Annotated in this window: 18 protein-coding genes; 14 read left to right on the top strand and 4 right to left on the bottom strand. The window is 45.7% G+C overall.

All coding sequences use genetic code 11. The features are described from left to right. The first annotated feature begins 493 nt into the window (after nucleotides 1–493). From AC4E8D_RS04015 to AC4E8D_RS04045, 7 genes are all read left to right on the top strand, one after another. Entirely contained in the window at nucleotides 494–1,831 is a 1,338-nt protein-coding gene (locus AC4E8D_RS04015; protein ID WP_339306800.1) for a hemolysin family protein, read from the top strand. A gap of 233 nt (nucleotides 1,832–2,064) precedes the next feature. Beyond that, nucleotides 2,065–3,147, top strand: a complete 1,083-nt coding sequence (locus tag AC4E8D_RS04020; protein WP_221818713.1) for a hemolysin family protein — start codon at nucleotides 2,065–2,067, stop codon at nucleotides 3,145–3,147. 249 nt (nucleotides 3,148–3,396) lie between these two features. Then, nucleotides 3,397–4,347: a ring-cleaving dioxygenase gene (locus tag AC4E8D_RS04025; RefSeq protein WP_445252489.1), complete on the top strand. Its 951-nt coding sequence runs from the start codon at nucleotides 3,397–3,399 to the stop codon at nucleotides 4,345–4,347. A 14-nt stretch (nucleotides 4,348–4,361) separates the two neighbouring features. Beyond that, nucleotides 4,362–4,967, top strand: a complete 606-nt coding sequence (locus AC4E8D_RS04030; RefSeq protein WP_490206464.1) for an alpha/beta hydrolase — start codon at nucleotides 4,362–4,364, stop codon at nucleotides 4,965–4,967. A 380-nt stretch (nucleotides 4,968–5,347) separates the two neighbouring features. Then, nucleotides 5,348–6,238: an alpha/beta fold hydrolase gene (locus tag AC4E8D_RS04035; RefSeq protein ID WP_221818715.1), complete on the top strand. Its 891-nt coding sequence runs from the start codon at nucleotides 5,348–5,350 to the stop codon at nucleotides 6,236–6,238. 255 nt (nucleotides 6,239–6,493) lie between these two features. Further along, entirely contained in the window at nucleotides 6,494–7,786 is a 1,293-nt protein-coding gene (ilvA, locus tag AC4E8D_RS04040; RefSeq protein ID WP_017690682.1) for a threonine ammonia-lyase IlvA, read from the top strand. Then, on the top strand, nucleotides 7,786–8,388 hold the full coding sequence (locus tag AC4E8D_RS04045) for a GNAT family N-acetyltransferase (protein WP_490205873.1): 603 nt from the start codon (nucleotides 7,786–7,788) through the stop codon (nucleotides 8,386–8,388). Before ilvA ends, AC4E8D_RS04045 begins: the two co-directional genes overlap by 1 nt. A gap of 151 nt (nucleotides 8,389–8,539) precedes the next feature. On the opposite strand, the gene AC4E8D_RS04050 is transcribed toward AC4E8D_RS04045, so the two are convergent. Then, complete coding sequence (locus AC4E8D_RS04050; protein ID WP_339306805.1) at nucleotides 8,540–9,508, bottom strand: hypothetical protein; 969 nt, start codon at nucleotides 9,506–9,508, stop codon at nucleotides 8,540–8,542. A 316-nt stretch (nucleotides 9,509–9,824) separates the two neighbouring features. On the opposite strand from AC4E8D_RS04050, the gene AC4E8D_RS04055 reads away from it, so the two are divergent. Together AC4E8D_RS04055 and AC4E8D_RS04060 are read left to right on the top strand one after the other, a co-directional pair. Further along, a complete protein-coding gene (locus tag AC4E8D_RS04055; RefSeq protein WP_339306807.1) occupies nucleotides 9,825–12,983 on the top strand; it encodes a stalk domain-containing protein in 3,159 nt (1,052 codons plus the stop codon). A 285-nt stretch (nucleotides 12,984–13,268) separates the two neighbouring features. After that, nucleotides 13,269–14,174 carry an AraC family transcriptional regulator gene (locus AC4E8D_RS04060; protein ID WP_221818720.1) on the top strand — a complete coding sequence of 302 codons (906 nt, stop codon included), beginning with the start codon at nucleotides 13,269–13,271 and terminating at the stop codon, nucleotides 14,172–14,174. A 27-nt stretch (nucleotides 14,175–14,201) separates the two neighbouring features. On the opposite strand, the gene AC4E8D_RS04065 is transcribed toward AC4E8D_RS04060, so the two are convergent. Next, nucleotides 14,202–15,014, bottom strand: a complete 813-nt coding sequence (locus AC4E8D_RS04065; RefSeq protein ID WP_221818721.1) for a DUF1129 family protein — start codon at nucleotides 15,012–15,014, stop codon at nucleotides 14,202–14,204. A gap of 412 nt (nucleotides 15,015–15,426) precedes the next feature. Here AC4E8D_RS04065 and AC4E8D_RS04070 point away from each other — a divergent pair, with 412 nt between their 5' ends. The 3 genes from AC4E8D_RS04070 (at nucleotide 15,427) to AC4E8D_RS04080 (ending at nucleotide 17,631) form a co-directional block, all read left to right on the top strand. Further along, nucleotides 15,427–15,660 (top strand): hypothetical protein, encoded by a 234-nt coding sequence (locus AC4E8D_RS04070; RefSeq protein WP_047840502.1) that lies wholly within the window; start codon nucleotides 15,427–15,429, stop codon nucleotides 15,658–15,660. Nucleotides 15,661–15,912: 252 nt separating this feature from the next. Then, nucleotides 15,913–16,743 carry an alpha/beta hydrolase gene (locus AC4E8D_RS04075; protein ID WP_036606057.1) on the top strand — a complete coding sequence of 277 codons (831 nt, stop codon included), beginning with the start codon at nucleotides 15,913–15,915 and terminating at the stop codon, nucleotides 16,741–16,743. Nucleotides 16,744–16,845: 102 nt separating this feature from the next. Further along, nucleotides 16,846–17,631: a DODA-type extradiol aromatic ring-opening family dioxygenase gene (locus AC4E8D_RS04080; RefSeq protein WP_017690674.1), complete on the top strand. Its 786-nt coding sequence runs from the start codon at nucleotides 16,846–16,848 to the stop codon at nucleotides 17,629–17,631. 169 nt (nucleotides 17,632–17,800) lie between these two features. Here the strand turns inward: AC4E8D_RS04080 and AC4E8D_RS04085 are convergent, their stop codons facing one another. Together AC4E8D_RS04085 and AC4E8D_RS04090 are read right to left on the bottom strand one after the other, a co-directional pair. Continuing rightward, complete coding sequence (locus tag AC4E8D_RS04085) at nucleotides 17,801–18,013, bottom strand: hypothetical protein (protein ID WP_017690673.1); 213 nt, start codon at nucleotides 18,011–18,013, stop codon at nucleotides 17,801–17,803. A 155-nt stretch (nucleotides 18,014–18,168) separates the two neighbouring features. Beyond that, nucleotides 18,169–18,711, bottom strand: a complete 543-nt coding sequence (locus AC4E8D_RS04090; protein WP_036606056.1) for a DoxX family protein — start codon at nucleotides 18,709–18,711, stop codon at nucleotides 18,169–18,171. A gap of 340 nt (nucleotides 18,712–19,051) precedes the next feature. Here AC4E8D_RS04090 and AC4E8D_RS04095 point away from each other — a divergent pair, with 340 nt between their 5' ends. Continuing rightward, nucleotides 19,052–20,128 carry a DUF3048 domain-containing protein gene (locus AC4E8D_RS04095; protein WP_339306809.1) on the top strand — a complete coding sequence of 359 codons (1,077 nt, stop codon included), beginning with the start codon at nucleotides 19,052–19,054 and terminating at the stop codon, nucleotides 20,126–20,128. 317 nt (nucleotides 20,129–20,445) lie between these two features. Beyond that, nucleotides 20,446–21,063 (top strand): DUF47 domain-containing protein, encoded by a 618-nt coding sequence (locus AC4E8D_RS04100; RefSeq protein ID WP_221818723.1) that lies wholly within the window; start codon nucleotides 20,446–20,448, stop codon nucleotides 21,061–21,063. Nucleotides 21,064–21,067 lie beyond the last annotated feature (4 nt).

A 21,067-nucleotide genomic window follows, 5' to 3' on the forward strand; every position in this document is an offset into this window, starting at 1 on the left:
AATATCACATTATAAGGTAATACCAAACATATCTTTATATCAAGTTCGTAACATACATAAAGACTAATTTGTGAACATTAAACTGTAAGCTTGTGCCAAACCATAACGTGCAACTGGATGGTTGTATTGGAATCATGGTATACTTTTCGGAAACAGGAATGCGTATGAGGGGAGGTGGATATCTATTGGGTAGGCGATATTGTAAATTGTCCAAATGGCGAATCTAGGTGGAGTTAAGCGAGGAACAATTGACAGCATGAGGGGTAACCCGATTTGAATGAAGAAGTTTCTGCAAGTCATTGACTTCATCTTGAATTCCTGTTTTGTATTTTACAAGGTCAAACCGTATGACATATACAAATATGATCATTATTCGATTTCATATAAGGCATAAGCCATGATGAACGACAAACAGCGCATGAATGGTTAACGTAGTTAACGGATCACGCTGTAACTATCTCTGGAGGTGAATCCCTGAGAACCGGGGAAATCATTGGACATAATTACCATATTGAATATCGCTTTACTTATTATCTTGATTGCATTGACTGCATTTTTCGTAGCATCAGAGTTTGCTGTAGTCAAAATTCGTACATCAAGAGTGGATCAACTGGTCGCGGAAGGCAATAAAAAGGCTGTACTCGCCAAAAAAGTTGTCTCGGACCTGGATTATTATCTGTCAGCCTGTCAGCTCGGTATTACGGTCACCGCACTGGGACTGGGTGCACTCGGAAAACCGACGGTTGAGAGATTGTTATATCCGGTATTCAATTATTTAGACGTACCTGCTTCAATCTCGTCGATTGCTTCTTATGCGATCGCCTTTATACTCGTCACGTTCTTGCATGTGGTTGTAGGTGAAATGGCGCCCAAAACGCTGGCAATTCAGTTTTCGGAAAAACTGACATTGATGCTCTCCCCATCATTATACTGGTTTGGTAAAGTCATGTACCCGTTCATTTGGGCGTTGAATGGAGCCTCACGTGTTCTTCTGCGGGGATTCGGTGTGAAACCTGCGGAACATGATCAAGCTTACTCGGAGGACGAGATCAGAATCATTATGAACCAGAGTTATGAAGGTGACGAGAATAACAAGACCAAGCTTTCATATCTGGAAAATGTATTTGTATTCGATGAACGTGATGCCAAAGACATCATGGTCCCGCGCACGGAACTGGTGACATTAAGTCAGGATATGACCTATGACGATATTATTCCTATATTGGATGAACATAACTATTCACGCTACCCTGTCATCGAGGATGGGGACAAGGACCGTATTGTCGGCGTCGTGAATGTGAAAAAGATTTTGCCTGACATGGTTGCTGCAAGATCGTATCAACTAAGTGAATTCGTTCGCGAGATCCCGTTCGTTTCAGAAGTTACAAGTATCCAAGATGCGATGATAAAAATGCAGCAGGAACGTGTACACATGGCCGTGGTCGTGGATGAATACGGCGGTACCTCGGGAATCATTACAATGGAGGATATTCTGGAGGAGCTTGTCGGTGAGATTCGCGATGAATTCGATGCTGATGAGGTGGCCGATATTCAGGAGACCGGAGAAAATCAATATCTCATTAACGGCAGGGTACTTTTGGATGAAGTGGAGCGGCAGTTCGGGCTTAGCTTTGAAGGAAATGAAGAGATGGATACCGTGGCCGGATGGATTCAATACCAGAAGGGTGTAGGTGTGGAAAAAGGCGACACGGTGGAACATGGTGATTATGTCTGGACCGTTGTGGACACTGAAAATTATCACATCAAACAAGTTCTTCTGGAACGAGTGAGCGGTGCGCAGGTTGAGGAAGCTACAAGCGATCTGGCGTGATATTGCCCTCAGAATTTAAAGCGTTTTGGCAACGTAACAGTGTAGGGGACGGAATCGATTCTGAAGAAGCGTAGCGTTCGCGTTTGCAAACCAATTTTAAACCTTTGAAAACAACAATCAGGAAAATTTGGAGGCAATGGCGATCGGAAGAACGAGCCGTCACCGGAACATCACTCGTGCAACCTTAATATAAATTTTACTTGGAGGTGAATCCCTCAACCTGAGGGAAATCATTGGACGGAATAATAGCCTTGAATTTATTTTTAGTAGCCGTATTTATAGGTCTGACAGCCTTTTTCGTTGGAGCCGAATTTGCAATTCTTAAAGTACGGATGTCCCGAATCGATCAACTGATCTCGGAAGGGAACAAAAAGGCAGTACTGGCCAAAAAAGTGGCGCACAACCTGGATTATTATCTGTCGGCATGTCAATTGGGGATTACCATCACGGCGCTGGTATTGGGAGCCTTGGGTGAACCTACCGTTGAGAAAATGCTGCATCCGCTGTTTGAGCGAATGGAAGTGCCGGCGGCATTGTCTACCGTGCTTTCCTACGGTATCGCTCTGGCGATCATTACGTTCCTGCACGTGGTTATTGGTGAATTGGCACCAAAAACCCTGGCGATCCAGTTTGCAGAGAGAATGACGTTGTTGCTGGCACCACCACTGTACTGGTTCGGTAAAATCATGAATCCGTTCATTTATGCATTAAATGGAGCTGCTCGTCTGTTGCTTGGCATATTTGGTGTAAAACCTGCCGGGCATGATACCGTTCACTCGGAGGAAGAGCTGAAACTGATTATGGCAAAGAGTTATGAGAGTGGCGAGATCAATCAGACGGAGCTGGACTATCTTAAAAACATTTTTGCTTTTGATGAGCGTCTGCTTCAGGAGATTATGATTCCACGTGATAAAATTGTTACGTTGAATAAGGAAATGCCGCTTGATCAGATTATTGAGACGCTGAATCGACATGAATACACGCGATACCCTGTTATTGCAAATGGGGATCAGGCGCATTTTGTGGGCTTTATTAACACCAAAGAAATGCTGACGAGTGTAGCTGCGGGCAGAGACTTCAATATGGAGACATTTGTTCACAATACCCCGAGTTTCTCCGAGCGTTCTCCAATCAAGGATGTACTGATCCAGATGCAGCAAAGCCGTGTACACATTGCAACCGTGAAAAACGAGGCAGGTGCTACGGTAGGTATGGTTACGATGGAGGATATCCTTGAAGAGATTGTCGGAGATATCAAGGATGAATACGAACATAAAGATTTGGTGAATCCACCAAAAAGAATGAAACTGGTTTAAGAAGCAGTAATACAAAAGTAATACAGGAATACCAACCTAATCAATCGTTATAACGATATGCAGGTTCCCGGAGTGATCGGGGCCTGCTTTTTGTATTAAATCTTAATTTTAAAATAAAAGCTTGCATATTGAGGTTCAATGGATTAATATAAATTTAAAGAATCTTAACTTAAAGATAAATAACGAAAAGCAATAAATAAAAGAAGTAAAAACAACCTATGATACAACTAAAACAAGGGAGTGGAGATTATGTTCAGAACTTCAGGAATTCATCATATTACAGCTTTTGTTGACGATGCGCAGAAAAACGTTGATTTTTACGCAGGTGTGTTGGCGCTCAGACTGGTGAAAAAAACAATTAACTTTGATGCACCGGACGTGTATCACTTGTATTACGGGAATGAGCAGGGTGCACCGGGCACAATCATTACCTTTTTCCCACAGCAAAATTCAAGAAGAGGTGTCATTGGTTCCGGTCAGACTGGAGTTACCGTATATGCGGTTCCGGTAGGAAGCCTGCCTTTCTGGAAAGAACGTCTTGCTTCCTTCGATATTCCATATGAAAATAAAACCAGATTCGGTGAGCAATACATTCGTTTCTTCGACAAAGGCGGTCTGTTGCTTGAACTGGTTGAGCGTGAAGGTGGTCAGCCAAGCAGCTGGACTTTCAACGGTGTGACACCGGAGCATGCCATCAAAGGATTTGGCGGAGCCGTATTGTTCAGCCACGTTCCTGAGAAAACCATGGACGTCTTGGTGAGTAAACTGGGTCTGGAGCAAGTCGGTGAAGAGAACGGACTCCTTCGTCTTCAGGCAAGCGGCGATATCGGTCAGATCATCGATATTCAGTCCACAGGCATCCAGCGCGGGATTGGTGGAGCCGGAACGGTCCACCATATTGCATGGCGTGCCAAAGATTACGTGGAACATGAACAAATTCAGCAGGATCTTGAACAATCCGGATATCATCCAACGCCAGTCATTGACCGTCAATACTTCAACGCTGTGTATTTCCGGGAGCCGGGTGGTATACTGTTCGAACTGGCTACGGATCCTCCAGGATTTTCACGGGATGAACCAGCAGAGAGCATGGGTGAGAAACTGATGCTGCCTGAATGGTATGAACCACAGCGTGAGCAGATTGAACAATTGTTGCCACGAATTGAAGTACGTGAATGGAAAGGAGAGTCCAAATCATGACCACAACCAATACAATGAAACATATCTATAAAGCAGGTGCTCAGCCGGATGCGCCAACAATCCTGTTACTTCACGGTACAGGCGGAACCGAGAACGATCTGATCGGTCTGGCGGAGATGATCGCACCAGGAGCTGGCATACTTGGGGTGCGGGGTAATGTATCGGAGAACGGGATGCCCCGTTTCTTCCGCCGCCTGGCCGAAGGCATTTTTGATGAAGAAGATCTGATTGCTCGTACGGCAGAGCTGGGATCTTTTGTCGATGCAGCTGCGGTGGAATACGGTTTTGATCGGTCCAACGTGTATGCACTGGGTTACTCTAACGGTGCCAACATTGCGGCAAGTTTGATCTTCCATCAAGCAAATGTATTCAAAGGTGCAATTCTGCATCACCCGATGGTACCGCTGCGCGGACTGGAACTGCCGGATCTGAAAGGTCTGCCTGTGTTCATTGGTGCGGGCGAGAACGATCCGATTGTACTAAGACGTGAGACGGAGGAACTTGCTTCGTTGCTGAGCGGTGCAGGTGCCAATGTAAACACACATTGGGAGCGTCAAGGTCATCAGTTGACTCGTACCGAAGCAGAAGCTACGGCAACTTGGTTTAAGACACAGGCATAAATTGTTGTTTCCTTATTAAATGAGCGATATGTTTAATCCTGGGTATCGTGAAGCTAAAGCAGTTAAAAACAGCCCTGATGGAAATTGAAATCGGGCTGTTTTTTTATATTTTATATATGATGCCTAGCCGCATAGTGGCAGGGACAGTTACCCGATCCGATTATGGATCGGGTTTTCTTTTCCATAAGGAAAAAGGAGGCTTAGCAGAACGGTGGGGCGGGGAATGATCGTTGAAACGTGATAGAAGCGACAGAACGGCTGTATCTTGCTGAAGCAACATGGTTGTCGTAAAGCATGGATTATTCTATAATAAAGTAATTGATAATCATTTTCAATTAGATTCGGTGAAAGATGATTATCCACGTAATCAGGAGGGGAATATGAATTCTAACCCTAGCTCACATACATTTGGTTCAAGTGCGTTTGTTCAGACCCGCGATGGTCGCAAACTACATTATATGTCCAAGGGGATAGGAGACCTGACGGTGGTGTTTGAGTCCGGTATGGGCGCCTCCAGATCAAACTGGGGACTGGTTGCACCAGCCATTGCTGAGCATGCACGTGCAGTTGTATATGACAGGGCAGGGGCGGGACAAAGTGATATCGACTCGGCTCCCCGCAGCCTTGAACGTATTGCAGGGGATCTTGGGGAACTGCTGACAGCTCTGGGCCCGGGCCCATTCATTCTGGTTGGACATAGCTGGGGAGGTCCGATTGTACGGGCTACGGCAGCTGCACATCTATCTCGATTACGTGGCATTATCCTGGTAGATCCATCAGACGAGCATTGCGAAATGTATTTTTCCAAGCTTACTAAAAAGAGCTTTGCCATCAATGGTTTCATTATTCCAATCATGGCGCGGACTGGCTTATATAAGAAACTTGGCAGCAAAGCTGGAAGTGTTCAGCCTGACGATGTGGCAGCGGATCATCTCAAGGAGGATTTCACTGTACGGGCAGCCAGCACGATGCTTGCGGAAGGAAAAACATTTCTGGATGACATGGCAGCGTTGCTGGAACATCCTCCGGCTCTGGGTAATCTGGAAGTTAGCGTGATCTCGGGTACGAACCCGGGCAAGGGAGAGGGGAAAATCAGGCCTGCCCTCATCACGGCGCATCGCCAGACGGTGAGCCAGCTCTCTAATGCGAGATGGATTGGGGCCGATCAATCGGGACATATGGTTATGTATACAGACCCTCAGGTCATTATTGATGAAATTGTACGAATGATAAATGACGTGAGCTCAGGCGCAAGAACAGAGCAAAAGTGATACAATACAAAGAAAAGCAGTGCGCGACATTGCTAGATAAGTTGAATTAGTGATTTACACGATAACGGAGAGGACAGAAAGAACCTGAAAAAGCGAAGCGTTCGCCTTTATCACCGGATTTTTCCCTTGAGAAAAGGGAATCGAAAAAATCTGGGGATAACAGCGATTGGAGGGTTATTCTGTCATCGTAGTGTCAGTGTAAATAAAACTTTAGTTCAACTTATATAGACCATAAAAGCGGAGTGTGGAGACAACATGAAACCAGTTGAACAAGAACCAACGGGAACCACAAGTCCCGGTCGTGCCAGTGTTGGCATGGAAGATATCGTACGCGCACATCATGTGCTGCGTGAGGTCATTGTAAGAACGCCGTTACAGCGGGATGCTGTATTGTCGGCCAAATATAACTGTAATGTGTATCTGAAAAGGGAAGACCTTCAAGTGGTGCGTTCGTTCAAAATTCGAGGCGCCTATAATATGATTCGCAGTCTGACACCAGCCGAGATGGAGAAGGGTATTGTCTGTGCAAGTGCGGGTAACCACGCTCAGGGTGTTGCTTTTAGCTGTAATGCCCTTGGAATTAACGGCAAAATCTTCATGCCGAGTACAACACCGAACCAGAAGGTGAAGCAAGTGAGACGTTTTGGCGGCAGCAACGTTGAAGTGGTGCTGATCGGAGATACGTATGATGATGCTTATGCTGAAGCGATGCGTGCATGTGACGAACAGGGCATGACGTTTATCCATCCTTTTGATCAACCCAAGATTATTGCAGGTAATGGTACGGTAGCGATGGAAATCATGGAAAGTCTCGATGAGAATGCCGACTATGTATTCGTGACGATTGGTGGCGGAGGGCTGGCAGCCGGCGTGGGAACCTACATGAAGACCGTGAGTCCAGAGACACGCATCATTGGAGTTGAGCCACTTGGTGCAGCTTCCATGAGTGAGGCGATGTTCCGCAAACAGGTTGTGACGTTGGATGATATTGATAAATTCGTGGATGGCGCAGCGGTGAAACGTGTTGGCGATCTCACCTTTGATATCTGCAATAGTATACTTGATGACATTGTGAAAGTACCAGAAGGCAAAGCCTGCACAACTATTCTGGAGTTATATAATGAAAATGCGATCGTTGTGGAGCCTGCCGGTTCCTTGGCTGTTGCGGCGCTTGAGCAGTATCGTGAGCAAATCGTGGGCAAGACGGTGGTTTGCGTAATTAGTGGCGGGAACAACGATATCGACCGGATGCAGGAGATCAAGGAACGTTCCCTGATCTATGAAGGTCTGAAGTATTATTTCATGGTTAATTTCCCGCAGCGTGCAGGAGCTTTACGTGAATTCCTGGAGGAAGTTCTAGGGAAGAATGATGATATCACCCGGTTCGAATATACGAAAAAGCATGATAAGGAAAATGGCCCTGCCTTGGTGGGCATTGAGCTGATGTACAAGGAAGACTACCACCCGCTCATTGAACGCATGAACCGCAAAGGTATCGCCTATACCGAACTGAACAAAAATCTAAATCTGTTCAACATGTTAATCTGATGAATAATTACAAGATGCAATTAGATCACCAAGAAACATCTCCTCTGATCAGACCTGCACGCATAGAAGATGCTGATCAGGTTATTCCTTTGCTGTATCAGGCGATAGGAGACATTGCATACGCGCTTGCGGGTGAGGCGGATCATGAGAAGGCGATGCGGATTTTGCAGGCGTTCTATGTACAGGAAAACAACCGGATTAGCTATCGTCATGTGACAGTGATGGAGCAGGATGGGCTGATTGCGGGGATTCTGGTAGCCTATGATGGCGGAGAAGCAGATCGTCTGGACCAGCCGATTCTGGATCGACCTGGACGAAGCCAGGAAGAGAAGTATGCTTTGGTTAAAGAAACCCGTCCGGGGGAGTATTATCTGGATACTCTCTCGGTAAGTGAAGCTTATCAGGGGCAGGGCATCGGCCGGGCACTGATGGCTGCTTTTGAGCAGCAGGGCAGAGAGCTGGGTCACTCGCAGGTATCCCTGATTGTAGAACGGGACAACGGCCGTGCGCTAATGCTCTATGAACGGCAGGGATATGTCAAAGACGGTGTGATTGTCATCGCAGGACATGAGTATAATCATATGGTTAAACCGATTCAATAGTACAGAGCGCTGACGGGTTAAGTCAGTTTTGATGATAGAAGCATGAAGAAAACCGCCATAGGAGCGAATCCTGTGGCGGTTTTTGTCGTGATTATCTGTTGGGATTTAGCCTGAATTTTGGCCTGGATATTAACTCTGGGAACGGATTAACTCAATAATTCGCATAGTCGCTGACCGGCACATTCTGGTCCAGCCATTTCTCGACAGCAGCCGTTTTCTCATACTTCGATTCCTTAACCACGCCCATAAAGGCATCCAGCTTAGTGAGGAATTCACTATCGACGGATGCAAGACGCTGCAAGACGCCGTTGTAGCCTCTTTGGGCGTTCGCAACCATTTTGTTCGTGTCATAATCAAACAGCGGTGTATTGTTCAGCCCATAAAAGGTATACAGGGTATAACTGTTTAACAGATTATGCACCTGCTTAGCTCGATTTGATTTTGGATGCAGTTCCAGGAATCTTTCCTGGCCGAGTGCTCGAAGGAGAATTTCCTGATAGCCAATAACCAGAGCACCGTCATCCGCAGGCAAGTTTTTCGTTTCCCTTGTCATGATACTGATGTAGCTAGAGATATCTTCTTTAATTTCAGAGTTATATTTCACGAAAGCCGCATAATTCATTATGGGATAGAGGGAGCCTTCGAGCATGACGAGGCGGTAGCCGCTGTCACGGGCTTCTTTTAACAGTGCACGCAGATCAGAGTCCTGGGTACGCTCCATGAGTTTGGTGAAGCTATCATTCAACTTGTAGGCCTTGATCATCTTGTCCTGAACATTAGGTACGAGTATGCGGTCCGTCATGGCTGTTAGCGCCTCCAGGCGAGCATTCTCCAATTGAAGCACCATCAGGGTGGCGTGATGCTTTGTTACTTTTTTGATATGAGATTCGAGATAGGTATCCGCGGCAGGCAAGCCGTTCTTTTTATAGAGCATGGATTGAAATGTTTTATATATCGTTGTTGAACTGGCCGTCGTGACTTTGGTATCTGTACTGGAAGAAGCGGCAGCAGCGACTCCGGATAATGGAGCGACAGCCGTTTGGAGTAGCAAGACAATGGCGGTAGCTGTAATGAAGGTGCGCATGCCTGTACGTTTGGCGGATTGAAACGATGATGTCATAGATATGAACCTCCCGTAGTTGAGAAAATGATAGGCGTTGTTCACTAGTCACTATACATTAACCCAATTGGTGCAGGATGTGGTTGCGGAATGGTGACAAATTCTTCTGTTATTTTTAACTTTTGGAGGGTGGAAGATAGAGGAAGACTTCTGAGAAAATATTTTTTGTACAACTGGAAACTTTTGAGCCGATCGGAACGTCTTAGTTGTGCATAGGTAAATACAGGAATTAATGAAAAGAACAGCGAATCTATTTCGATGTTAACTAATTGCGAGAATGGGGATATGGGACATGAGGAAAGCGGGAGGAAAACAAGTGAAGAAGGTAATGTCAGCGCTGGCTGTATCGGCCATGCTGATGTCCGCACTTCCAACGTCGGTTATGGATGCAGCTGCGAGAATCAGTATATATATTAATGATGCAGAGTTATCATCTGCTCAGGCACCTGTCATGAAAGGTGGACGTGTACTGGTTCCACTTCGGTCGATTTTTGAAGGATTGGACGCGAAGGTATCGTACACCAACAGAACCAAAACGATTGTTGCAACTCGTGATGATCAGGAAGTTACTTTGAAACTTGGTTCCAAAACGGCATACATCAACGGAGAAGCGATCTCGCTGGATGTACCTGCGAACACGATTAAGGGCAACACGATGGTTCCAATTCGTTTTGTCAGTGAAGCTTTTGGAGAGAAAGTATTCTGGAACTCGCGTAATCAGCGTGTAGATATCAAGACAACCGCGACGCCTCCAGTGGATGAGACACAATATGCTGCATGGAACATCTATGGTTCGGTATCTGGAAGTAATGGAGATGGTCGTGACCTGACCGTGAGCTTCACACGTCCAACTTCAGAGAAGGCTGTATCTGCTTACCGAATTATGCTGGTGAAAACTCGCGATGTGAATAGCTTTACGGAGTCGGCAGCGTCTGCCGTACCTTCTGCGAACTATACATCGGTTACACCAAATGGCAGCAACCCGAAACTGACACTTAATGCACAGACGCGTGACGTAAACGGGGATTTGCTTAACAGCAATGAAACGTATCGCCTGTATGTACTGACTGTTGGAAACAGCAGCAATAATTATAAAAATGCATTGAACTGGTCTTCCCAAGCATTGAAGCTCAATAATGTGAAATCCACAGTACAGGCGGTTACAAGTCTGCGTGCCGCAGATATTAGTGACTATGGCGATGGCCGCGATCTGGAGATTAACTTCACGCAGCCGAACACAACATCGAATATTACGTATTATCGTGCTTTTGTTGTTAAAGCGAAGGACTCTTCTGCATTTAATCTGGCTGCAGCGAACAAAGTGTCCAGTGCAAACTCCACGATCATATACAAAGGAAACAGTACCGCAGTGAAAAGCCAGTTGACTTCTTCGACACGGGATACGTCCGGCGAATTGATCAAAAGCGGTACAGCATATGTAGTTTACATCTTGTCGGTAAGCACTAATACAACAACAGACAGCAAGCTGTCCGCAGCAACATCTTCACTTACGCTGTCCGTGAACACAGCAACCTCTCCAGTAATTACGCAGGTGAAGGATAACTCGGATTATGGAGATGGTCGTGATATTCAGGTGAGCTTCAACCGTTCATCAGATGAGTCCAAGGTGGCGAATTATCGCGTCTTTGTGGTGCGCAACTCGGTTGCCAGCAGCTTTAATCTGACAACGGCAAGCAACCTGTCCTCCAGTCTGTACTATACGGTGAATAAAACAGGTAACAACATTACAACGACTTTGCCTTCATCCATGAAGGACACAAGTGGTTATAACGTAACGAATCTGCAAGATTATCGCATCTTTGTGATGGCGGTGGGCAATCAGCAAAATGGATACACCAATGCGCTGTCAGCTTCCTCCACAGCTCTGAGACTGACAACGACCGGTAACGCGGGAGTTATTAGCAACCTGTCTGTTGCGGATATTAGTGACTACGGTGATGGGCGTGATCTGCGGGTGTCTTTCAACAAAGCTGCGGATGAATCCAGAATCTCTGCCTACCGAGTATATGTAGTTCGTTCCGCTAATGTGGGCAGCTTCACACTAAGCGCAGCTAATGCGTCAAACAACTATACGCAGGTGAACAAAACGGGTGGTAACCTGTCCGTTACGCTTCCAAACTATGCGGTAGATACCAATGGTTATACCATTAGCAATAATGTTGCTTATCGGGTATTCGTTCTGTCGGTGAACAACAACGGAAACTCCAGTCAGAATGCTTTGTCTGGTTACTCTTCCCAAATTACATTGTCGGCAAACGCGGCTGTAACAGCTCCGAGCAATGTGGTTGCAAGTGATATTGGGGATACTGGAGATGGACGTGATCTGCGTGTGACGTTCACTAAATCCGCAGATGAGACAAATGTGAATCATTATCGGGTGTTTGTAGTGAAAAATGCAAATGCAGGCAGCTTCAATCTGAACGTAGCCAATACAGTGAATAGCTCAAATTATACGTATGTAAGTAGAACTGGAAGCAACCAGACGATTACTTTATCTGGTTCGAGAACAGTGGATGGTGACTTGATCCGTAATGATGTAGGCTATCGCGTTTACGTGATGGCTGTGAATAATAATACATCTTTGGCAAATGCATTATCGTCAGCCTCCAGTGTAATCACATTAACTTCAAATTCCGCTGTAGCAGTGGCGAGTAATGTGAATGCAACCGTTAAAGATCAAGGACAGTCTGGAACGCCTTCGGATGTAACAATAACCTTCAATAAGGCAACTAACGAGACCAATATCTCCAATTATCGTATCCTGATTGTGCCTGCTAACCAAGTGAGTGCATTCAATACAAGTTCTGCTCTTGGAATTAATTCTTTTATTGAAATTAACAAAAACAATGCAGGCAGTCCGGTAGTACTAAACGGTGGACATCGAGATATTAATGGTAGTGCCCTTGTAGCTGGACAGAAGTACAGAGTGTTTGTCTTGTCCGTTTCGGACAGTACATCACGTGCTTCCAATCTGTCTTCTGCTTCCAATGAGTTTAATATCTTTGCACAAGCAAATGTGGTTCAAACTGCCACTATAACAGGTCTTCAAAATACAAGTACTGTAACCGAGGCAAGTTATAAGCTTAGCTTTGCTAAACCAACTTCTGAAACTGGGATTTCTGCATACCGACTCTTTATTGTTAAAGGAACAGATAATTTGGATATTACTACAGCAAGCTCTAACACTAGCTACCCAATTGGAAATCCTGCAGCGGTTGAAGTTACATTAACGAAAACAGCTATAGATTCAACTGGAGCCAATCTGGTGGAAGGAGGCGAGTACAAGGTGTATATTCTTTCAGTTGCTGCAAATACACCAACGAATAAACATACACTTTCAGGCCCATCGGATACATTCAAGCTTGATAAAGCTCAGTCTACGCCAACACAGGAGCCGACGCCTTCTACCAATCCACCAGCCTCAAGTGAGGGGCAAACACCTCCACAGGGCTGAATGTAAAAATTTACACTGAAACAAACTCGAACACCCTTTCCATCCGGAAAGGGTGTTTTCATTATGTATGAACGACAATCGTCTGGCTAGTATTTCAAATTGCTTTTTGAAAATCTTGTCGCCAAAAAGGTTCCTTAGACCATTGTTACATAAGGAACGAATAATGGATAATAAAGGTAAATAGGCGATATAGATCGAACTAAACATTTACACGAAACGGAGTGGCCAGTGTAAATATCATTAGTTTACCTTATGTAAAGCCTATGAGCCGAAAGGAATGATGGAATGCTTGCATTTCGTTTGACCGGCCTGCCGGATTCCCGGTTGCCGCTGTACCTGTATTGTGTAGGCACGCAGGAAGAGAAAGTTCTGCATAGACCGAATGGATTTCCGGTGTATCAATTGTTTTTGTCACATGGTGGTGAAGGGCAGTTCAGGCTTCCGGATAAAGGGGCATGGACGATGGGAGCAGGGCAGTTATTTATCATGGAACCCGAGGTTGCGCATGAGTATGTGCCTCATTCCAAATCCAAAGGAGAACTTGGTTATATCGGTATTGGCGGTGCATCGGCTGGATCGGTGCTACAATGCGCGGGTTTGATTCAGAACGAGCCGTACCATATCTCCGGTTTTGAAATCATCTGGTCAAGGATGACCAATCTCTGGCATGGGCTGGATCGAGGAGCAACGGAGATGTGGAACACATCAACCCTGATCTACCAGCTTATTTTGGATATAGCACAATCGAAAATTCCATCTGTTGTAGATATTGGCGGTGATGGATCATCGATGGCACAGGACGGCACTGTAACACGTTCTAATCGGGAGTCTGATCCGAGCAAGGATGCACTCATCCGAGCAGTAGCATTGATGCATACGCACTATCAAGACGATCTGTTATTGAAGCATGTTGCTGACGCAGTGGGTTATTCGGTTCAGCATCTCAATCGATTATTTCACCAGCATTATGGCGTGACAGGACATCAATATATGCAAAGATTACGTTTAAAGAAGGCTTCGGACTGGATGGACAAGCATCCACGAGCAAGTGTTCGAGAGGCGGCAGAGACCGTTGGGATGGAAGTGAACTATTTCATCAGGATGTTCAAGCGGGAGTTTGGAGAGACACCGGGCAAAGGAATCAAACATCGGAATCAGCTCCAAATGGAAAAAGACCTCACGAATTCGTGAAGCCTCGCTTATATAACGTGTAGCGTGTTATGCAGTTTTCTTTTGTCCAAATAAAGGCCTTACCGTTGCAAGTCCCACAACTCCGATCACCGCACTCACCCACGGAGCCAGTGCAAATACCGGCAATTTATCACGCAATGGATACCCTACAAATAGCACAAGGACCACGATGACGATGTAGATGATGATTCCCTTAAGGTTAACCTTAGGTACGGTGTTCTTGTCCGCTCCTTCATCGTCCGGTCGCTCAGCAAGACGGCGAAGCATCTCCACCAATGCGATCCCTCCAACTGCCGCAATGATCAGAGAGAACAGACTAATGTGTTGGAAAGGCTCCGTATCTCCGCCAGTCCAACCCACGAACAATCCCACACATCCTTGAATCAACATGACAAAAGACAAAGCCGCCCAAGCGATCATGGCATACCACTTTGGTGTCCGTTTCACAGGCTCTGGATTCTCGGTTGGCTGTGGTTCTACAGCGTTGGCTTTCTTTTTCGATGAAGCTGTTGGACTATTACCACGAGTTGGGCTGGATTTACCCAGCTCAACGGCAGCCGTCTTCTCCGGTGCTTTATTTGTTATCCCGAGCTGTGCATGGATGTCTTGTTCCAGATCAGGTCCGTATAACTCGCGAGCGGGTTTGTTATCCCGCTGAGCCTGTACGATTGCTTTTCCTGCGGAGAGTATCCACTCTTCCTGTGTTCTCTCGTCCGCTGGCGCATGACGCGCAATTGTGCTGATCTGGTCATACAATTTCACATGTTCAGGTGTCATTCGACTCATCTCGGTTATTTGCCGATTCTGTATTTCTTTAAGCTTCTTATAGGAAATCCCCAATGATTGCTCCCCCTGTCTACACACGTTCTGATCTTCCAATGGTCTGAAGACCCTGACGGTATTTTAGTATACGGGAAGGGCTCTCGTTTCGCAAAGTTATTCCTTATAAAAAAGCTGCTCATGGTGGACCCATATCCATACACAGGCCAGTATAACACAGGTGCATAACAGCACCAGTTTACCGTGATGTTGAATCCATTCCAGTAGATGTTCCATGAATTCATTCCTTTCGGCAGAAGGATTCCGAGGCATATGCTACCTATGTTTGTTCATTTATTTTCCCCTGTTCATGTAAAAAAATACCCTCACGCCTCCCAGATCTAACGATTGTGTGAAGGATGCATAAAGAGCAGCCGATTCCATCACAATAGTAGCATTTCCAACAGAAATCCAAGATTGGAGTGTGCTTGTTATGGATAAACAAACAGAATTGACGCGGAAGCTGCTACTGAACAGCAACTCCCGTGGAGTCGTGGACGAAGTTGTATCCTTTGAAGAGAACCTGGAGGATACGGAGTATGCAGAAGAACTGACAGATGGCAATTTGAAGGGAAGAAGTTTCTGGGACAATAGTGATTCGGGTCATGAGCATGAGTGGAATGGGCGGGTGGAGACCCACGAGATGTTCCGTAGAAGCTACGAATAACGATCCTGCAACACTTGTTAGAATTCCAAATGATATCCGGGCCAGCTGTTATCAGCGTGGCTCATTTTTTTGCGGTCATCAACCGATAAAATGTAGAATAACAGTCGACGTAGAAAGGATTCTTACGTACGTTGACTTGAAGGTTACGGGATGATAATATATGAATAACATCTTAATACACACTAAACTTATCGGATTATATATATTTAATAAATGAAGCTCAACAGGCTAAGCGTGAAAGGGGAAATCGGTATGGAACGTCAGATCAGTATCCGTCATGGGCAGGAAGAATTAACAGCCACGATTCATTATCCGGTTGTGAAAGATATCAAGGAGGAGAAGAGCCAGCAACGGGTCCCTCTGGCGGTCATCTGCCACGGCTTTGTTGGTAGCCGGATCGGCGTGGATCGTTTGTTTGTAAAGACTGCTCGGGAGCTGGCTGAAGACGGTTATCTGGTCCTGCGTTTCGATTATATCGGTTGCGGAGAGAGCAGTGGGGAGTACGGAGCGGAAGGACTGGAGTCCATGGTGCTGCAGACCCGATCGGTGCTGGATTACGCGGTGAATTGCAGTGATGTAGATCCTACGCGTGTTACGCTGATTGGTCATAGTCTGGGTGGTGCCGTTGCATTACTAACTGCAGTACGTGACAAACGTGTCAAAAACCTGGTGATGTGGTCCTCCGTGGGTTATCCATTCAATGATATCGTGAAGATTACGGGACGGGAAGTATACGATGAAGGCGTGAAACTGGGTGCGGCTGATTATCTGGGATACAAATTCACACCGACGTTCTTCGAGTCCCTAGCTGAACAACAGCCATTCCAGGAAGCAGTTAAGTTTAGCGGAGATGTACTCGTCGTGCATGGCACGTCAGATGAGATTATTCCTGTAGACTACGCATTCCTGTATCAAAAGGTATTCTGGATGCGCCAAGAGGGCCGCTGTGACAAGGAGATCATCTTCCAGGGCGATCACACCTTCTCTTCAGGTAAAGAGCGGGAACAGCTGATTACGCGTACCAGAGAGTGGCTTGGCGAACGTCAGAAGATCGAGCAGGATTGGCAGCACTGGATGATATAAGTGGCAGGATTACAACTGTTTGGGATGTCAGCTTGGAAAAGCGCCTTCTTAAGGGTAAAATAGAGGAGTAAGCATTCTATCCGTGTCTGGAGGTTGGCAGCAATGACATTACCCGCACTTTTCATTGCGCATGGTTCTCCCGCTCTGGCGGTGGAGAGCAATGACTACACTCACTTCTTGAACCAGCTTGGAGACAGGCTGCCGGCTCCGAAAGCCATTGTCGTATTTACGGCGCATTGGGATTGTCCTGAACCGTCCGTGACGATGGATGATACACATCAGACCTTGCATGATTTTTACGGATTTCCTTCTACGATGTATACGATGGAATACCCTGCATCTGGGCAGCCAGATTTAGCAAACGAGATATGTGCTTTGTTCACCCGCAGCAATCTGGCACATCAGCCGATTCGAGGCCGAGGGCTGGATCATGGCGTATGGGTACCGTTGCTCCATATGTATCCCGAGGCTAACATTCCTGTGATTGCTGTATCTGTAGACTCACTGCGTACGCCGCAGGAACAGTATGATATTGGCCGAATGCTGGAACAGCTGCGGCATGATGATGTGTTAATCATTGGCAGCGGTGGAACGGTTCACAATTTGCGATTGCTGGGCAATACGGATGAACCGCAAGAGTGGGCGGTGGAGTTTGATAACTGGATCGGGGAGCGCTTGCAGCAGTGGAACACAAGAGAACTGTTTCAATATGAGAAAAAAGCCCCTCATGCACGTACGGCGGTTCCGTCGTATGGTACAGAACACATTGCACCTTTGTTCTACGCCATGGGTACAGCGGATATGTCCCGATCAGCGAAGCGTCTATTCCAGTCTTACCCTTATGGAACGCTCAGTTTGAACTGCTGGCAGTTTGGAGACGGCGTGTAACTTGGAACAGACAACAGCCTGATTATGGTGCTTGAAGCCAGTTTCGTACGAATAACGTGTATTAATGCATACAATTACAATATATAAACAAAAAAGAAGGTTACTGTACACCCTTGATGGGCTACAGTAACCTTTTTTCAATACAAGGACTTATTCATGCAATAGATCTTTATTTGCGGATTTCGAACAATTCACAGTCTGTACGCGAATGATAAGCGAGCTCACTGACACTGGATTGTACCACTACGGTGTTGCTGTCAAAACGGATAATGATGCCACCGGAGTCAATCTGGTGATTATCTTTAAAAACTCGAACCTTATACTTCATATTCATGGCTTCCTGGAAGTCCGCATCGGTCTCGAGACGTCGCTGGGTCGGCATATCCTGTACTCCTTTGAAGTTCAACTTTATTTCATCATAATACGATTTTCTGTGGATGGGCAAGTCAGTCAGGCATTCGGGCTGATTTTGAAAAGTAAAAAGCCCTGCTCTCCAGGGGGATTGGGAGCAGGGCCGAGAATGCTATGAATGATTGCTTAAGCTGTTTTTTGAGTAGGGCTAATCGTTGGTGTGTCTTTAGGAAGATTTCCTTTGTTGTTACGAGTGAACAATCCGCGAAGGTAAGGCAGTACCCAGTGATCCAGACCAATTTTACCTGCATTTGCACCAGCAACGACAAGGAAGATTTCCATTACAACCAGTTGAGCATTCGTGCTTACTGTTCCCGAGAAGAGGAACGCGAAGTTCATGACCATAGCCATCAGGGCAGCCAGTGTTGTGAAGCAGCCGAGGATGAGACCCAAACCTACAAGGAATTCACCCAATGGGATAACGAAGTCGAACAGTCCTGCGTTTGGTACTGCGAATTTCTCAAGGAACGTTGCCCACCAAGCTTGGACAGCCGGGTGATCACCTGTTGCTTTTTCTACCGCACCGGCCAAGAACCCGCCAGCTTGGAATCCGCCAGTTAATTTGCTCCATCCATGAGTCATCCAATCATAACCGATATACACCCGAAGTACTGTCAAAATCCACATTGCTACTTTGTTTTCTCTAAGCCATTGGTTTGTGCTGAACATATGAACCACTCCTTCATGGAATTTAGTGTGTGTTGTTTTTTTTCTTTTTCTAAGTGATCACCTTTGATGTCTTTATTGTATAGTTCAAAAGTCGTTTTGTTTGTGATTAAAATCACAATCTAGTTCAAATTTTAAGTAAGGTTTGAGGAGTTCACATTTAGGACATATTTTTCTCGCGATATGCTGTTTCAAATATGAATTACACGCTGTATCAAGGCCTTCTGGGCGCAGACAAATCGGATGGGGTGTGATTAAATGGAAAGAAATACGTGAAATGGTTGCCTACATGAGACATATATCACAACTTAGAACCAGGCCATATCGTTCAGGAGGTCCTATATTGAAGCTTTTTAAATGGAACAAAGCAGCATCGGCTGCATCTCTCTTTATTCTCTCATTGAGTCTTGTTGCCTGCCAAAACCAGGAGGCGACCCCGATGCCACTTCAGCCAGAACCGACACTTGCCCCTGTACAAGAAGAACAGAATGTGGAGGAATCCAACACGTCTCTTTATACAGCACCTCTGACGGGTCTGCCTGTAGATGAAGCGATTACGCGTCGACCACTCGCCGTAATGATTAATAATGCACCAGCAGCTCGGCCCCAATCGGGTCTTAGTTCAGCCGATATCATTCTTGAAGTCCTCGCTGAGGGAGGCATTACCCGTTTCATAGCCATCTTCCAGAGTGAAGGCGGTGCGGAGACGGTTGGACCTGTCCGCAGTATACGTCCATATCTGATTGAGCTGGGCGAGAGTTATGATGGGGTACTTGTTCACGCTGGAGGCAGTCCGGATGCGTATTCCATTTTGCAAAGGCAGCAGAAACAGCATATGGATGAAATTTCGAATGGTGGACCATATTTCTGGCGTTCCTCTGATCGTAAAGCTCCGCATAATCTATATACTTCAGCGGACAAGCTGAGAGAAGGATCAGATATCAAGGGTTATAGCCATGACTTCAAGTCTCCCGTATACATCTATAACGAAGAAGGCGCGACATCCGCAGGAGAGGCAGTGAAGCAATTCGATATCCATTATTTATTGGATAGTTACCGGGTGACGTATGATTATGATGAAGTTAGCGGACGATATATGAGAATGGTGAATGGCAAGGCAGATCAGGATCTGGATAATGGCACTCAACTTGGCGCAGCGAACATCATTGTGGCAGGTGCAGATCACAAGGTGCTCGATAGTGTAGGTCGGTTGTCCGTTAATTTGGAACAGGGCGGGGAAGCCATGTTGTTTCAGAAGGGCAAGATGATTCGTGGGCAGTGGGTGAAGAAGCAGGGGGATATTATACGATTTGCTCAGGGTGGTAATGAAGTTGCTCTTGTGCCGGGTAAAACCTTTATCAGCATTGTTCCCAATCAACCGGAATTTTCCAGTCACGTGAAGCTGGCTGTGCACCAATAAAAGGATGTAATGAAAGAAAACAATGAAACATGTATCCATTTTGTTGTCAAAAAGGCATTATAACTTACCTTATCGTGAAAAGTAGAATCGTGTCGATTCTGTATTTTGATGTCGAATTGTAAACGCAGTGTAAAATCTTGACTTGAATTTACCATTATTCCAAATAATTAAGATTCATTTCAGATTAATGTGATAAGAATATAAAAAAGGATCACACCTTTTGTACAAACCATGAAACAAATATGATAAGATATCAAAGGTTGTCATTTCATGTTTCATCGGTTATCAGCAATTTTTCTCGTAAAGGGGATAGAGCTATGAAGCTTAAGAAGAAGAAGGATATATTTTTTGAGACACTGGAGAACATGGCAGATACGGTTGTTCAAGCGGCGGATTATTTCTCCCAGCATGTGTCCAACCTTCAGGATGTGACTCTTTTCGCTAATGAAATGAAGAAGTACGAGTCGAAATGTGATGATTTCGTGCATACGATTATTACAGAACTCAACAAAACATTTATCACGCCGATCGAACGCGATGACATCATGGAGCTGACAACAACACTTGATGACGTATTGGACGGACTCGAAGCAACGGCTTCCCGTTTCTATATGTACCAATTGACTGAACCGGATGAATTTATCGTTCAGTTCTCTGAAATTTTGCGCCAATCGGCTTACGAAATTCAGAAGGCGATCCATCTGCTGTCCCAGAAAAAATTGCTGGCTATTCGTGAGTACACCATTCGTTTGAATGATCTGGAAAACCAGGGCGACGAAGTGCTTCGCATGTGTATCAAACATCTCTTCGCTACCGTGTCTGATCCGATTGAACTGATCAAGCGTAAGGAAATTTACGAGCGTCTTGAGACAACAACGGATGCTTGTGAAGACGTAGCGAATGTGCTTGAATCCATCATTATGCGTAATTCTTAAGGAG

Source organism: Paenibacillus sp. SRL342 (genome assembly GCF_984798905.1).

Coding starts and splice junctions, on each gene's coding strand:
- AC4E8D_RS04080 (WP_017690674.1), top strand. CDS start 16,846: ATGACATTACCCGCACTTTTCATTGCGCATGGTTCTCCCGCTCTGGCG.
- AC4E8D_RS04025 (WP_445252489.1), top strand. CDS start 3,397: ATGTTCAGAACTTCAGGAATTCATCATATTACAGCTTTTGTTGACGAT.
- AC4E8D_RS04075 (WP_036606057.1), top strand. CDS start 15,913: ATGGAACGTCAGATCAGTATCCGTCATGGGCAGGAAGAATTAACAGCC.
- AC4E8D_RS04030 (WP_490206464.1), top strand. CDS start 4,362: ATGAAACATATCTATAAAGCAGGTGCTCAGCCGGATGCGCCAACAATC.
- AC4E8D_RS04100 (WP_221818723.1), top strand. CDS start 20,446: ATGAAGCTTAAGAAGAAGAAGGATATATTTTTTGAGACACTGGAGAAC.
- ilvA (WP_017690682.1), top strand. CDS start 6,494: ATGAAACCAGTTGAACAAGAACCAACGGGAACCACAAGTCCCGGTCGT.
- AC4E8D_RS04060 (WP_221818720.1), top strand. CDS start 13,269: ATGCTTGCATTTCGTTTGACCGGCCTGCCGGATTCCCGGTTGCCGCTG.
- AC4E8D_RS04050 (WP_339306805.1), bottom strand. CDS start 9,508: ATGACATCATCGTTTCAATCCGCCAAACGTACAGGCATGCGCACCTTC.
- AC4E8D_RS04085 (WP_017690673.1), bottom strand. CDS start 18,013: ATGCCGACCCAGCGACGTCTCGAGACCGATGCGGACTTCCAGGAAGCC.
- AC4E8D_RS04070 (WP_047840502.1), top strand. CDS start 15,427: ATGGATAAACAAACAGAATTGACGCGGAAGCTGCTACTGAACAGCAAC.
- AC4E8D_RS04035 (WP_221818715.1), top strand. CDS start 5,348: ATGAATTCTAACCCTAGCTCACATACATTTGGTTCAAGTGCGTTTGTT.
- AC4E8D_RS04045 (WP_490205873.1), top strand. CDS start 7,786: ATGAATAATTACAAGATGCAATTAGATCACCAAGAAACATCTCCTCTG.
- AC4E8D_RS04090 (WP_036606056.1), bottom strand. CDS start 18,711: ATGTTCAGCACAAACCAATGGCTTAGAGAAAACAAAGTAGCAATGTGG.